Here is a 14,833-nt window from a genome sequence, read left to right as displayed (position 1 = left end):
TTAATGAATGACAAAGTGAATTACACTGGTTTCACCTTGACTAACCTGAACTTTCTCTACAGGTTCAAATGTTAATGTAGAGCCAAAACGTTTCGCTAACCCTTTTATAACACCGATCACAAATGGAGTGAGTCCTTCACGTTTACTTTCGTAACGAAGCGCAACGCGGTTGTCGTTGTTACTGACTTCAAAATATGGGGGGGTATAACCTATAAAAGTAGATGTGATACGGTCATGTAAATCATTGGTATGCTGTAAAAACTCCAACAAATTACTGCCTGTACTATCAAGTAATAGTCCATATGACTCTGGTGCAACGACTGTCGCCCAATAGTAACCAAACGCATCTAAACAATCTGCAGGACTTGCATTAAGCTGTTCTGAGGCAGCGCCTACCAATGCATATGTTACTTGGTCGTCATATTGTTGCATACTAACAAAAGAATCTACCGAAACGCCCGAAGCTTCAAATATTTTATTCCAACAATCAGCCCCGTGGTTTTCAGTAATCATAGCTTTCAATGATTTATTAATCAGTCCGTACATCTGCACTACTCCGGTGGAGCTAAAATACTATAGGTCAATTGAAGTCATCATATTAACCTTACGAGAAAATATGACCTAATTGAAGGTTATATCGTTAAGATTTTCCACCACTCGCTTTAATAGAAGCGCCTTAATTGGCTATTCTAAAACATAAAGCAGTAAATATTTGTGCCAAACTACATTACTATCTCTGCCAAACTATAACTAAGCATACGGTAATTATCAAATAAGCTATATCTGCAACATTGAGCACAACCTAAATTAAAAACTCATGACTGATAGCTAATCTCGTATTAATAATTGAACTCAATCGCCGTTAGCCTTAACATCTTATTTATCTGTTCATTGGCGTTTGAGTTAATGTCACTGACCTATACCTATTAACAATAGTGTTTAACAATAGTGTTTAACAATACCGAATAACTTAGCTGTTAATTATTACTGACTAAATTATCACGGCTAAAACCGTAACCACTTTAACGAGTGCCTAATAAAAATTAAGTGAGTTTTTGTGTCATCTTCTTTTACCAGCAAAATGCCTAATGTAGAAACCAGTATTTTTACCGAAATGTCGATCATGGCGAATCAATATCAGGCGATTAATTTATCTCAAGGTTTCCCTGAATTTGATACCCCTAATTTTTTGAAAGATAAAATTAATCAAGCGATCAGTGAAGGGAAAAACCAATACTCACCGTCAAACGGTTTGCCTGAACTATTAACGCAAATTGCTGAAATGGTGCATAGACAATATCAAACGCATTTACCCGATGCGCAAAAACTTGATGGACTAAACAACGTAACAATAACCTCTGGTGCTACTGAAGCGTTATGGGTTGCTATACAAACACTGGTGCGGCCAAATGATGAAGTTATTATTTTTGATCCCGCTTACGACTCATACGAGCCCGCCGTTGAACTTGCAGGCGGTATTTGTCGCCATATCACGCTTGATGCACCTGACTACGCAATAAATTGGCCACGAGTAGAGCAAAGTATTAATGAAAACACTCGCGCCATTATTATTAACAGTCCACACAACCCAACGGGTTCAATACTGAGTGAGTTTGACCTTAAAACACTGCAAAGCTTAGTTGAAAAACATAACCTCTATGTAATTAGTGACGAGGTTTACGAACACATGACTTTTGACGGCTTACGCCATGAAAGTGTGCTTCGTTATCCTAAACTGTTTAACCGTAGCTTTGTCGTTTCTAGTTTTGGTAAAACCTTTCATTGTACTGGTTGGAAAATGGGTTATTGCACCGCACCTAATGAACTTATGGCCGAGTTTAGAAAAATTCATCAATACGTGACCTTTTGCTCCTTTACGCCTGCACAAATTGCTATTGCACAAATGCTAAAAGAACAGCCAGCACATATCACTGAATTAGCGAGTTTTTATCAACAAAAACGCGATGTTCTGAATAATGCATTAAAAGACTCTCGCTTTACTTTGCTGCCATCTAAAGGCACATATTTCTTATTATTAGATTACTCGGCAATTTCAGCGCTAAATGATCGTGAATTTTGTCAGTGGTTAACTAAAGAAGTAGGCGTTGCTGCCATTCCGCTTAGCCCGCTGTACCCTGTTGAACAAAGGCCGACTTACCATAAAAATAATAAAGTGATCAGACTTTGTTTTGCAAAAAATGACGACACATTACGTAAAGCAGCGAAAATATTATGTCAACTTTAACCATAGTTGCCGTGTAATTCGACATACATTGCTTAGTTCAACACACTAATTTCAAACACTTAGAACAGCTGATTTTAGCGTATTTTATTGTCAATAAATCGGTTGATTTATAATTACTGCCTGAAACTTTTTTAGTTGATTTTTGTATCAATAGAGATGACATATAAGAGCTTAAAGATAGCAGTATTGCCTTAGTGTGGTTAAAGCAAATTACACATCAGTACAAAGGTGTAAGTGAAGCCGCATTAACATTAAGCAGGTGCTATCGTTTTAGCTGAGTGTGCTAATCAGTTCAGAAACTAGGTTAAAAACACTTTATCGTTATTATTTCATTGCTTTGTTCATCGCTCATAATATATAACATTAACCCAGTTTAAAGTTCAGTGTTGCTATCGTTAACTAGCAAAGCAACCAGTGGAATAACAACCAAGGAATACCCCATGATAAATGGCGCTCGTGTCTATTTTTGCATTTCTATTTTGTTTTTATCAATATTCTCAACCACGGCTAATGCTGCGGATAAAGTGTCGCAAGCAGCCGTAGCCATACCAGATAAATACGCGGCTAAAGTCGCTGAAGATATACTGCTGGCTGGTGGTAATGCGGTTGATGCTGCCATTGCAACGGGCTTTGCATTAGCCGTGACTTATATAGACGCCGGCAATATTGGTGGCGGTGGTTTTATGCTTATTTATATCGACGGCAAAGCCTTATTTTTAGATTATCGTGAAACCGCTCCCCTCACCGCACATCGCGATATGTATCTTAATGATGAAAAAGCGGTTATCCAAAATTTAAGTTTAATTGGTGCTAAAGCGCCAGGCGTACCAGGCACAGTTGCTGGCTTTTGGGAAGCGCATCAACGCTTTGGTAAACTGCCGTGGAGTAAGTTAGTAGAACCCGCTATAAAATTAGCAGAACAAGGGTTTATTCCAGCCAATATCTTGGTTGATGACATACAAGATAATTACCAACGCTTTAACGGACTAACTAATTTTCAAAGTTACTTTGGCAGCGTTGAACACGGAAAAAAATTCAAACAACCTGAGCTTGCAGCAACGTTAAAGCGCATAGCAAAAAATGGTAGCAAAGAGTTTTATCATGGTGAAACTGCAAAATTAATTGTTAAGCAAATGCAAAAAAGCGGCGGTATTATCAGCGCACAAGATCTTGCACAATACAAAGCAGTTTGGCGAGAGCCTTTAAAAGCTAATTGGCGCGATTACCAAATTTTATCTTCACCACCACCCAGTTCTGGCGGTTTTGGTGTTATTCAATTACTTAAAATGAAAGATTATTTAAGTAAAGAATTTGAAGGCGTTGCACATAACTCAGAGCAATATGTTCATTTAGTCGCTGAAATGGAAAAACGCGTATTTGCTGATCGCGCTGAATATCTGGGTGATCCTGCTTTTGTCGATATTGACATGACACACTTAATCAGCGACGAATACATTAAACGACGTGCAATGGAAGTTAAACCAAATGCCATATCGCGTTTAGAGTCAGTCAACCCTGGTCTACAATCACCTAACACCACTCACTACTCGATTGTTGATGCTGATGGCAACGCTGTTTCAAATACCTACACTATTAACTGGGCATATGGATCTGGCGTAGTGGTTGAAGGTGCAGGATTTTTATTAAATAACGAAATGGACGACTTTAGTGTTAAACCGGGTGTCGCTAATATTTTTGGCGTTGTTGGCAATACCGCTAATGAAATACAACCGGGCAAGCGCATGCTTTCATCCATGTCGCCCACCATACTTTTACAAGACAACAAAGCCGTAATGGTGATTGGTACACCGGGTGGCTCAACAATTTTCACCTCAGTGTTCCAAGCAGTGGTTAATATACTCGATTTTAAAATGACACCGCTTGAAGCTGCTAGCGCGAGTCGTTTTCATCATCAATTACTACCACCAGATTTAATCACCCAAAGCCCTTCACTTCCGCTTCCTGAAAGTACGATTAAGGCTTTAACCAAACGCGGTTATCGTGTTGAACCTCATAGCTGGGAATTTGGTGATATACAGGTTATTTACAAAGACGGAGAACAACTTATTCCGGCCTCAGACTCGCGCGATAGAGGCGTTTCAAAAGTAATTGATATAAAGTAATTGCTTGAAAGTAGTTGGTTTAAAGGAATAAGTTGAAGTTAAATCGTAAGGGTCAGCGTCATGGCAATATATAAAATGCACCTGACCCCATTTAACGCTTATTTTGCATGAGACTGACGAGTATCATCTTGGTTTTGGTCCACCCACTGAATATCCTTATAATTAAAACCTTTTTTAAGCGTTGGTTTTACAATTTCAAAATATGGCGACAAGTCAAAATCTCTTGGAATAAAGTGGCTGTAATGCTTTTTTTCTAAACGACTATTGGTAAAAATTTTAGGCTTCAACCGTGAAAAACCGCGAGCAGGTAATTCTGCGGTTTCTGTCAATTTATCCTCTTGAATTTTTAAAGGTAAAATAGGATAACGAATAGACTGAAAAGCCTGTGCAATTAAAGTAGAGCAAATCGCCTTAGTTGGATCACCACTACCAAACTCAAGTAATCTTCGTCGAAAATGAAGAGGTACTGGCGGCGTTGGCAGTAAATATCGCATCAAATCGATAATATTTTTAGTATCGTATTGCATGCCAATGCGAGAAGTAACAAATGCTAATAACGCTTCATTATCATTTTTTGTCAGGCCAAACGGTCGACAAATACGCATATTAAATCCAGCGTATTTTTCTAACGGAACAGTACAAACGCCATCAACTAAATCAGCCTCTAACAAAGGTAACATGTTAGGTTTATCGCCAATATAAATACATACATGAGACCAAGTAGACTGCGTTAAATATTTAATAGCAGTACTTATGCGACTATCACCTTCTATCAATAGTAAATCACCCGGCAAAAGACTCTCATTTAACTGCTCAATCGAAAGCGTACTAAATGTAGTATATGAGTCACGAGGCTTATTTAAAAACGTAGCTAATTTATCGCCAAATGCATTGCCAATACGAGAGAGAATGCTCTGTTTTTGATCTTGTTTATTTACCGACATTACCAATACTTAACCTGTGTTAAACGCTAAAGTTTTGCCAACATTAATCTCTCATCGGCACCGGTTTCTTATAATTAACAGCATAAACCTAGCAACTTTTGCATGCAACGTTCTATAAGCCCATAAACTGAAAAACAATATTTTCTTAGCAAACTTGATATAAAAATACTTACTGTAGTAGTTTTATCTGCTCACAATGATCAGCTTATAACGCCATACATTTACCGTAGTTCAAAAGCTAATTTTTGCTTATTTGTGCAATAAAGTTTCAATTAATCACATTTATTAAAAAAACACAGCTTCTAAAGCCACACGTAATATATTGATTTAAATATAAATAAAATAATTTCATCATTTTTTAAAATTAAATGTTGCACAAATTAAAAACGCACATTATTATCTCGCCGCTTCTTGATGATAGCCAATCCGAGTACATTACAAATTTAGTTTGTAGCAAGGCAAATGAGCAACTATCCAAGAGTGAATTTGACTGTGCATAAGCACTATTAATATCACTTAACTGACTCGCAGATAAATATTATCCGAGCAGTTGCTTAGGACGTAATAGATACGTTCTTTTACTCGGAGAATACCATGGCTTTATCAACACAATTAAAAGACTTCAAAATCAAAGTACCTGCAGCAACGGTTGCGGCTAACCAAAGTGAATGCTTTGCTTATACACAACCATCTAATCAAGAAGTTGAACAACTAGCAGCACAATTTGGCGCGCCTTTAATGGTACTTGACTGCGAAGCTATTCGTCGCCAATACCATGCACTTAAAAACGCATTACCTAATGTTACCCTGCACTTTGCATTAAAACCTTTGCCATTAGCGGCAGTTGTTCGCACATTGCTAGCTGAAGGCGCGAGCTTTGATTTAGCCACCAGCGGAGAAGTTGATTTAGTTGCAAGTGAAGGCGTACCAAGCGAGCGCACCATTCACACGCACCCAATTAAGCGCGATAGTGACATTCGTGATGCATTAGCCTACGGCTGCACAGTATTTGTGGTTGATAACATCAACGAATTAGAAAAATTTATTGCTTATAAAGACCAAGCAGAAATTTTAGTACGTTTAAGCTTTCGCAATAAAGATGCCTTTGCTGATTTATCTAAAAAGTTTGGTTGTAGCCCAGAAATGGCAATCGAAATTATTACTTACGCACAACAATTAGGCATTCGTATTAAAGGTTTATCGTTCCATGTTGGTTCGCAAACAGCTAGCCCAATTAAGTATGTTGATGCAATTAACGCTTGTGCAAAAGTTATTGCGCAAGTTAGTGAGCTTGGCTTGCCTGCATTGAGCACATTAGACATTGGTGGTGGATTTCCAGTGCCTTACAGCGCTGATGTATTGCCAATTGATGTGTTTTGCGCGCCAATTAATGTTGCCCTTGCACAATTGCCAGAAACCATGCAAATACTAGCAGAGCCTGGCCGCTTTATTGTTGCAAGCTGTGTAACTAGCGTGGCATCTGTCATGGGTCAATCTGTGCGTGAAGGTAAAACATGGTACTACTTAGATGACGGTATTTACGGCTCGTTCAGTGGCTTAATGTTTGATGAAGCAGCATACCCAATCGACAGTGCAAAACAAGACGGCATGCGTTTTGACTCAGTACTAGCAGGCCCAACATGCGACAGTATTGACGTAGTAAGCGAATCAATTATGTTACCTAAGCTAAACAATGGTGATTTAATTATCAGTCGAATGATGGGTGCATACACTCTAGCGACTGCTACCGATTTTAACTTCTTCAAACGTGCAGAAGTAGTGGTATTAAATGAGCAAGTTCACAGCCAAGTATTAACGGGCTAATAGCTTAAGCAAGTTCCCCCGCTATAGATACGCAGGCTTGTATCTGTACAAACATAAAGCGCAGTTTACTACTGCGTTTTTTCTTTAAACAATACTGGGTTTATTGAAAAAGTATAAGAGACATTGCATTACTAATTAACTATGCCACTATAATTGTGTTTTTAATAAAGCAAAAGCGATCCTGATGTTCTCAATTTCTAATACTTCACTCATTATTGTATTTAGGAAAGTGGATGTTTTGTTATTTCGCTTTATTCAATAACGGTTATATATGCTAGAATATAACCATATTATTAATTGAAAATTATTAGGCGTATTTCATGTCTGCACACTCAACTTACGACATTTGTGTTGAACCTATAGAACTTTATAAATTACTTAAAATTGCCAATATGGTTGGCGGTGGCGGCGAAGCTAAAACCATGATCAGTGAAGGTAATATTAAAGTAAATAACGAAGTTACCGTGCAAAAGCGTAAAAAAATTCGCCACGGCGATATTATCGAACTAAACGGTAAAGCTATTAAAATCGCTTATAACCCTGCTCAAAAATCAGCAGAGTTCATTAATACCGTTGTTTCAGCGACTAAAAATGCAAAAAAGAAAAAAAGAGCTAACAGTAAAGCGCCGGTTACTTCATCAGAAACGGTAACTAAACCTTCAGCTGAGCGAGTGAAAAGAAAACCTACTTCAGTTTAATTAGGCAAAGTTTTACTCTTAGTCGAGTTTACATAGTAGATTTTAAAAATAACATTCAACATGTTATAACTACAAAAACCGAAAAACTTAATGATAAGGCTTTTCGGTTTTTCTGTTTATATTCAGTAAAAATAAAATAGCCATAACGCTAACCTTATTGACCCGTTAAATTGCTGAGCTTTGCTTAATGATATAAATAATGGCTAAAATACCTCAACTTCTCGTCAATCGCACAATATATAAAGGTAATCATGTGATCAGAACTTTACTAGTTTTACTTAGCTTATTTATCTCATTACAAGTGTTTGCTGCAAATACGCAGGGACAATATATTCAACCGAGTAACTTATCCCCGAAAGTGCGTATAGAAACCAATATGGGCAATATCATTATTGAGCTTGACCGTTACCGATCGAAAATTGCGGCTAATAATTTCTTAGGTTATATCACCCGAGGACAATATGATAAAACGTTAATCCACCGTGTTGAAGAAGGCTATCTGATTCAGGCTGGTGGTTTTATGACTAACTACACTGAAATTGAGTCCGACGAGCCTATTTTTAATGAATCAGGCAACGGTTTAACAAACAGCGAAGGCACAATCGCGATGGCGAAACAGCTTAACGACGCGCATTCTGCAACCAGCCAATTTTTTATTAACCTTAATGACAATACCAATTTAGACCCAGGCAGCTCGTGGGGCTATGCTGTATTTGGCGAAGTTATTGAAGGCTATGAAGTATTAGAAGCGATCGCACAAGTAGAAGTGGGTTACAGTGAACAATTAGGCTACACCACAGTGCCGAAAAAAATGATCACCATAATAAGAGTTGTCATTCTTGATGAAGAAAAAGCAGATGAATAGTTAATTGGAATAACCATCAAATAATAACGGCCAACCAGTAAAATATATGAATTAAATTGATGCTTACTTAGATTGCTCGCAGCTAAGAATCAATAAACCTGACCCCCATTGATTCTTGATTCCTTTATAGCTGCATACAAGCAACGGTCAATGATTAAAAATACCTATATCTAACTAAATGGTCACGGCGAAAGATAGAAATTTAGTATTTATTGATCATAGTATTTATTACTTCAACAACCTCTTCTGATTTTTTTAGGTTTAATCCATCTGGGTGTGGCTGCGAAAACTGTCCTTTATCGTTATCAAAATATTGACCAGAATGTTCAGCAATACCTTCTTCTAATGCCAAACGTTTTAATATTTTCGCGCCAATACTTAAATCATGTCCTTCAACACCAAACCCTTCTTTTACCATTTTTGAGGCCAATAAAGATCCAGGATTAACGGCAATAATTGCAGGCCCTTTGCCACCAAATTTTTCGGCAAGTACTTTGCTCCACATAGTAATAGCCAATTTGCTTTGAGCATAAGCTTCCATATCACTCAGTTTTACTTTTCCAAGTAATGCCTGAATATTTACAGGTGATTGGGCGGCCGAAGAAAGGTTAATAATTCGTCCTGAACTCCCAAGTAAAGGTGAAAGCTCTTGGGCAAATATATATGGCGAAATTGTATTAACAACAAATCGAAGATCTAATCCATCTGGTGTTATTGTGTTATTTGATTTAAATATACCAGCGTTATTGATGAGTACATCAAAGCTCTTATATTCATTCTTAATATCTTCTACCAATTTTTTAACATCAGAAAGAACAGATAAATCAGCTAAATAACTGTTGATGCTGCCTGCATTGGGTATTGCAGCCAATAAGCTTTTAACTGCTTTTAACTTTTCAACATTACGTCCATGTATTAATAAGTTATGTCCATCAGACGCTAAAAGTTTTGCAGTTTCTAAACCAATGCCATCAGTTGCACCTGTGATCAGGATCATTTTTTTCATGTTGTTCTTCCTTCAAAAAGTAAAAGTTATACTGCAAAGTTATGCTAAAAATCTAGGTCAAAAAGTTAGGTTGTAAAATCAGGTAGTACTTCATTCGCAATACGTTTTAAAGTTGCTGGAGTAATCAATTTTAGATACTGAACTGTCAATCTAATCTTCTATAAGAATGACTAAAACAATACTAATCGGTTAGGCTTGAAAATACGATGGTAACCTCGACTAACCCATTCAAAATAAACTTGTTATAACAAGGAATCTATTTCAAACTTCACTACTTTTCATTTTCTTGTCTGTTTTACCTATTTACTTAAGTGCAATGCGCCAAAATTAACTAATTTAATATTAACGCATAACAAATTAAGCTAAGCCTCAATGCCTTCAATAAGAAAGTGATTGCTAATAGAACCTGCGCTGCGCGCTGCAAGATGCGGAGCATAGTCAGGATCTTTCATAAAGGCAACTGCTGACGCTTTTGCTGGCCACTCAATAATAACTCGTAGTGTTGCATTGTCACCTTCACCTTCTAAACGCTCGTGGTTTGCTGTTCGAGCAATATATTTGCCACCGTGTTTAGCGACTACAGCATTAGTTGGAGCAACATAATCAGGTATCCAATCTTCATTGGTTGGTGTTACTTCTATAACTGAATAATAAGTCATCATTTTTTCCTAAACTTTTATTAGTACAATATTAACTGGCAAAGCCGCTAAAGGGCTTTAACCAAAGAATGCATTAAACGTCTACAACTACTTTGCCCATGCCTTGACCACTTGAAAGGCGATCGTGTGCTTTACCTGCTTCTTCTAAACTAAAGGTTTGTTCATCTAATACCGGACGTAAAGCGCCAGCTTCAGCTATCTCAGTTAACGTGTTAAGAATGTGAGCATGGTTTTCACGTTTATAGTTATGCAACATAGGGATCAACATAAACACCACATGCAATGAAAGACCTTTAAAATGCGCTACGCTTAAATCTAATTCCACCATAGCAACCGTTGAAGCAACATGGCCATTTAACGAGGCGGCGTTAAATGAGTTAGTCATGTTTGCGCCACCAACTGAATCAAATACCACATCAAAACCATTACCTGCGGTATGTTTAGCAACGTATTCTTCAACGGTTTCGCTTTTGTAATTAATACCTTTTGCGCCTAGCGATTCAATTAAAGCTAATTGCTTGTCACCACCACTTGTAGCAAAAACATTAGCACCCATGTAGTTAGCAAGTTGAACGGCGATATGTCCAACGCCACCTGAGCCGCCATGTACTAATACATTTTGACCTTTGCTTGTATTAGCGCGTGTTAATCCTTCGTAAGCGGTAATGCCAACCAAAGGTATTGCAGCCGCTTCGCGCATAGTTAAATTTTTAGCTTTTTTAGCCATTAAGTTAGCATCGGCAACTATGTACTCTGCCAAGGTTCCTGGTAAATCTGCTAATCCACCAGCACAACCATAAACTTCATCTCCTACTGAAAACTGAGTAACACCAGTGCCTACAGCTTCAACAACTCCGGCAAAGTCCATTCCTAATACTGCAGGTAATGGTGGCGCAAGAGGTAAGTCATCACCCATTAGGCGGATCATGGTATCAACCGTGTTTATACTGCTCGCTTTAATATTAACAAGCACATGGCCAGCTTTAACTTCAGGCTTTGCGATATCTGCTACTTCAAATACTTCTGAACCACCAAAATTTTTTATGATCATTGCTTTCATGAGATTTACCTTTTTGATTAAGTCGTTAACTAATAGATGTCATTTAATCGAGTAAGTATATTTACTATTGATTATTTTGATAATAGACTTAGTTAAAGAATCACTTTATATTTTTTATTGATAATCATGAATATTGAACACCTTAAACTTTTTATAAGAATTGCAACGACTCATAACATTAGCTTAGCGGGCAGTGAGTTAAGGTTATCTCCTGCGGTTGCAAGTGCTCACATCAATAAACTAGAAGCTGAATTAAGGGTAAGATTAATTCATCGAACGACTCGTAAAGTGTCACTTACTGAAGAAGGAAGAGCTTTTCTTCCTCATGCTGAAGATGTTATCTCTAGTGTTGAAGCAGCACGAGCTTCTGTTGGCGCGGGTAACGCATTTCCCAGAGGAACATTACGTGTAACAGCCCCAGCTTCTTTTGGGCGAATGCATATACTGCCTGCACTAACAAAATTTTTAGCCTTATATCCTGATTTAAATGTTGATTTAAAACTCTCTGATACCATTGTTGATCTGGTTGAGGGTGGGTTTGATATCGCCATTCGTAACTCTGCATTAAAAGATTCGAGCTTAATTGCGAAAAAATTAGCCCCAGACAGCAGAATATTATGTTCATCACCCGCATATTTATCCAAAAATGGAGAGCCAAAAACTCCAGAAGAACTAAATGAACATCAATGTATTACATTAATAGGCTTGGATGATTGGGCGTTTAAAACGCCAAAAGGACAAGTAAACATTAAAGTGAAAGGTGCTTTAAGAACTGATAATGGAGAAGCGGTTCGAGATGCTTGTTGTAACGGTTTAGGTATAACCATAAGCTCTAAATGGAGTGTTCATAAACACCTTCAAAGTGGTGAACTTGTGCAAATACTTAAAGATTATCCTATTGCGACTAATACAGCTATTTGGGCTGTTTATCCTAGCTCTAGATTACTTGCGCCAAAAGTGAGAGCCTTTATCGATTACTTTGCTGAACATTTTGGGGATTCTCCTTATTGGGAATAAATAGCAATTTAATGTGTACCTGCCTTTAGTTATTTAGTTAGTTGGATAAAGAATGAAATCATCAAACACTTGCTTTTTTACTGGCAACTTTGCGTTTGGTAACCAGTTAACTAACTGTTCTAGGTGCTGTATTGTTAATTCTAATTTACGCTCATTTTTATGCGCTTTGGCTGTAAATGGATAGTCGACACCTGGTTGTTGTGTCATCTCAATATGAGTACCTAAAATGTGCTTTACTGTTTTTGTTTGAGCATATTTGTACAGCTTTTTCATGCTCTGACTAAAAGCCTCAAAATTTTCCTGTTTAAAGTAAATGCGTCCGGGATATAAAGAATCTCCGGTAAACAAAATCTGAGTTTCATAATCATATAACGCTAGGTGAGCATCTTGGTGTCCTGGTAATGGTAAAATATCAATGCGCCGACCGCCCAAATCTAATTGATACATGCCATCTGGCCAATGATTAAAACCAAAGAAACGCTTAACCGAGTCAAGATCTTTGCCAATTATTTGCGTATTAGGTTTGTCTATAAATAAGCTATCGCCCGCCACGTGGTCACCATGTCCGTGGCTATGACTAACAATAAGCTCAATGGTGTTGAGCTCGTTATCAATTAACCACTGTTTGATAACATTATCGACTATTTGGCGTTGACCAAAGTCTGACGCGCCAGAATCTTGCATTAATACTTTGTTTTTACCAAACAACAAATAGATAAAAGGGGCTTCAAAATTAGTACACACTGACTGGCGTATAATAAATAGATTTTCATCGTACTGATGCACTTGCCCCTTAGCTTCTGTCGCGCAATTAACACCATTTATCCACACTTTAGGGAATGTCTTAGGAAACACCTTTGAAGCTGCTGTCGAAGACCAACTTGTCAGTACTATTAAGGCTATTAATATGAAAGATGAATGGAATTTTTTTCTTAAATAAAGCGGAAACATATGGCGCACTCTTAAGCGTTTGGGTGTTAAAAACCTTAGCAGTAAGATGGATTTTTTTCTAGTTATTAACTGTGGTTAACTGAGCTAAACAAGCAGTGAACTAAAAAAGACGAGTTTGCCCTTAGCTCACCCTCGCTTCGCTTGCAGTTAAATCAATAAAGGCTCAAGCGCCTTTAACTATTCAAGTATTAATCTATAAATTCCCTTACCATCTACCGCAACATAGATATAGCCATCGGGTCCTTGTTTTACATTACGCACACGGCTTAGATCATCTTTAACTATTTCCGCCTTAACAACTTGGTTACCATCAAGTGTTAGCATAATGACCTGACCAAACTTTAATGAACCAACCAGAATATTGCCTTGCCAATTGGGATACTTGTCACTGGTTACAAACGTCATACCTGAAGGTGCTATTGATGGATCCCAGTACCATAGAGGTTGCTCCATACCCTGCTTTTTCGTTAAGTCGGTAAAAGAAGTACCTGAATAATTAATGCCATAACTAATCACTGGCCAGCCATAATTTTTACCTTTGGCAATAAGATTAACTTCATCACCACCACGCGGACCGTGCTCATGGCTAAAAATATCGCCTGTTACAGGGTGCTTGGCCATGCCTTGCGGGTTGCGATGACCATAGGAATAAATTGCAGTTTTAGCGCCGTTAGTTTTAACAAAAGGGTTATCATCGGGTATACGACCATCATCATATAACCGATATACTTTACCAGCATCACGGGTAATATCCTGCGGGTTAATATCTCTTTGGCCTCTATCACCAATAGAAAAATACAAATAACCTTCGTTATCAAACGCTAATCTGCTGCCAAAATGAGAATTTTTTTTACCGTAAGCTTGAGCAATATAAATATCTTCTTGTTCGCTTAGGCTTTTACCATCGAACTTTGCCCGCATAATGGCGGTACTTTTATTGCCTTTGCCGTCAGCTTTTACGTAAGACAAATACAGCCAAGCGTTATTGGCATAGTCGGGGTGTAAAGCAATATCAAGTAAACCGCCTTGACCTCCAGTAACTACCTTTGGCAAACCCGTAACATTCTCTGCACTACCACTGCCCTTTTTTACGACTTTTAACTCGCCACTGCGCAAGGTAATTAACAAATCACCATTGGGTATCCACGCCATGCCCCAAGGAATACCTGAGTCAGCAAAATACAACTCTGAGACAAGTTTTGTCTTTGTTACTTCAGCGCTATTAACGAAAAAAGGCATAAATACACAAGCCAAAAATGGCATCAGCATTTTTTTTCGTAACCTAATGCTAAGTAGCTTGATCTTAAGTAATTTTATCTGTTTTAGTGGTGGCATAATTGTTACTCCTTATGAACTCGACTAATGTCATGATAAGTGATTTAGTGACAATTAAAAGTAAAACTTATTTACTCAATTAAACAAGATAAGACATTATTTTAGT

General features: G+C 37.7%; 13 protein-coding genes. 6 read left to right on the top strand and 7 right to left on the bottom strand.

Going from position 1 to position 14,833, the window contains the following annotated elements; all coding sequences use genetic code 11:
- A complete protein-coding gene (locus tag DBO93_RS05510; RefSeq protein WP_108455428.1) occupies nucleotides 1-546 on the bottom strand; it encodes a heme NO-binding domain-containing protein in 546 nt (181 codons plus the stop codon).
- Nucleotides 547-1,057: 511 nt separating this feature from the next.
- On the opposite strand from DBO93_RS05510, the gene DBO93_RS05505 reads away from it, so the two are divergent.
- A complete protein-coding gene (locus tag DBO93_RS05505; protein ID WP_275403666.1) occupies nucleotides 1,058-2,245 on the top strand; it encodes a methionine aminotransferase in 1,188 nt (395 codons plus the stop codon).
- Between the two features lie 440 nt (nucleotides 2,246-2,685).
- The gene (gene ggt / locus DBO93_RS05500; protein WP_108455427.1) at nucleotides 2,686-4,368 is read left to right on the top strand and encodes a gamma-glutamyltransferase; all 1,683 of its coding nucleotides are present in this window, start codon (nucleotides 2,686-2,688) and stop codon (nucleotides 4,366-4,368) included.
- Between the two features lie 98 nt (nucleotides 4,369-4,466).
- Here the strand turns inward: ggt and DBO93_RS05495 are convergent, their stop codons facing one another.
- Nucleotides 4,467-5,312 (bottom strand): YiiX/YebB-like N1pC/P60 family cysteine hydrolase, encoded by an 846-nt coding sequence (locus DBO93_RS05495; RefSeq protein ID WP_108455426.1) that lies wholly within the window; start codon nucleotides 5,310-5,312, stop codon nucleotides 4,467-4,469.
- A 594-nt stretch (nucleotides 5,313-5,906) separates the two neighbouring features.
- On the opposite strand from DBO93_RS05495, the gene DBO93_RS05490 reads away from it, so the two are divergent.
- The 3 genes from DBO93_RS05490 (at nucleotide 5,907) to DBO93_RS05480 (ending at nucleotide 8,699) form a co-directional block, all read left to right on the top strand.
- Nucleotides 5,907-7,136: a type III PLP-dependent enzyme gene (locus DBO93_RS05490; RefSeq protein WP_108455425.1), complete on the top strand. Its 1,230-nt coding sequence runs from the start codon at nucleotides 5,907-5,909 to the stop codon at nucleotides 7,134-7,136.
- A 320-nt stretch (nucleotides 7,137-7,456) separates the two neighbouring features.
- Nucleotides 7,457-7,834: an RNA-binding S4 domain-containing protein gene (locus tag DBO93_RS05485; RefSeq protein WP_108455424.1), complete on the top strand. Its 378-nt coding sequence runs from the start codon at nucleotides 7,457-7,459 to the stop codon at nucleotides 7,832-7,834.
- 199 nt (nucleotides 7,835-8,033) lie between these two features.
- Complete coding sequence (locus DBO93_RS05480; RefSeq protein ID WP_108455423.1) at nucleotides 8,034-8,699, top strand: peptidylprolyl isomerase; 666 nt, start codon at nucleotides 8,034-8,036, stop codon at nucleotides 8,697-8,699.
- Nucleotides 8,700-8,901: 202 nt separating this feature from the next.
- Here DBO93_RS05480 and DBO93_RS05475 read toward each other — a convergent pair whose 3' ends face one another.
- From DBO93_RS05475 to DBO93_RS05465, 3 genes are all read right to left on the bottom strand, one after another.
- Nucleotides 8,902-9,705, bottom strand: coding sequence for an SDR family NAD(P)-dependent oxidoreductase (locus DBO93_RS05475; protein ID WP_108455422.1), 804 nt, complete (start codon nucleotides 9,703-9,705; stop codon nucleotides 8,902-8,904).
- A 362-nt stretch (nucleotides 9,706-10,067) separates the two neighbouring features.
- Nucleotides 10,068-10,367 (bottom strand): DUF1330 domain-containing protein, encoded by a 300-nt coding sequence (locus DBO93_RS05470; protein WP_108455421.1) that lies wholly within the window; start codon nucleotides 10,365-10,367, stop codon nucleotides 10,068-10,070.
- A 70-nt stretch (nucleotides 10,368-10,437) separates the two neighbouring features.
- Entirely contained in the window at nucleotides 10,438-11,424 is a 987-nt protein-coding gene (locus DBO93_RS05465) for a zinc-dependent alcohol dehydrogenase family protein (protein WP_108455420.1), read from the bottom strand.
- A 126-nt stretch (nucleotides 11,425-11,550) separates the two neighbouring features.
- Here DBO93_RS05465 and DBO93_RS05460 point away from each other — a divergent pair, with 126 nt between their 5' ends.
- Nucleotides 11,551-12,441, top strand: coding sequence for a LysR family transcriptional regulator (locus DBO93_RS05460; RefSeq protein WP_108455419.1), 891 nt, complete (start codon nucleotides 11,551-11,553; stop codon nucleotides 12,439-12,441).
- A gap of 33 nt (nucleotides 12,442-12,474) precedes the next feature.
- Here the strand turns inward: DBO93_RS05460 and DBO93_RS05455 are convergent, their stop codons facing one another.
- Both DBO93_RS05455 and DBO93_RS05450 read right to left on the bottom strand, forming a co-directional pair.
- Nucleotides 12,475-13,296, bottom strand: coding sequence for an MBL fold metallo-hydrolase (locus tag DBO93_RS05455; RefSeq protein WP_204100652.1), 822 nt, complete (start codon nucleotides 13,294-13,296; stop codon nucleotides 12,475-12,477).
- Nucleotides 13,297-13,569: 273 nt separating this feature from the next.
- Nucleotides 13,570-14,727: a PQQ-dependent sugar dehydrogenase gene (locus DBO93_RS05450; protein WP_204100651.1), complete on the bottom strand. Its 1,158-nt coding sequence runs from the start codon at nucleotides 14,725-14,727 to the stop codon at nucleotides 13,570-13,572.
- Nucleotides 14,728-14,833 lie beyond the last annotated feature (106 nt).

Source organism: Colwellia sp. Arc7-D, from assembly GCF_003061515.1.
GTDB lineage: Bacteria > Pseudomonadota > Gammaproteobacteria > Enterobacterales > Alteromonadaceae > Cognaticolwellia.
The sequence above is the reverse complement of the archived record's forward strand: the minus strand, read 5'-3'. Positions and strand labels throughout refer to the sequence as shown.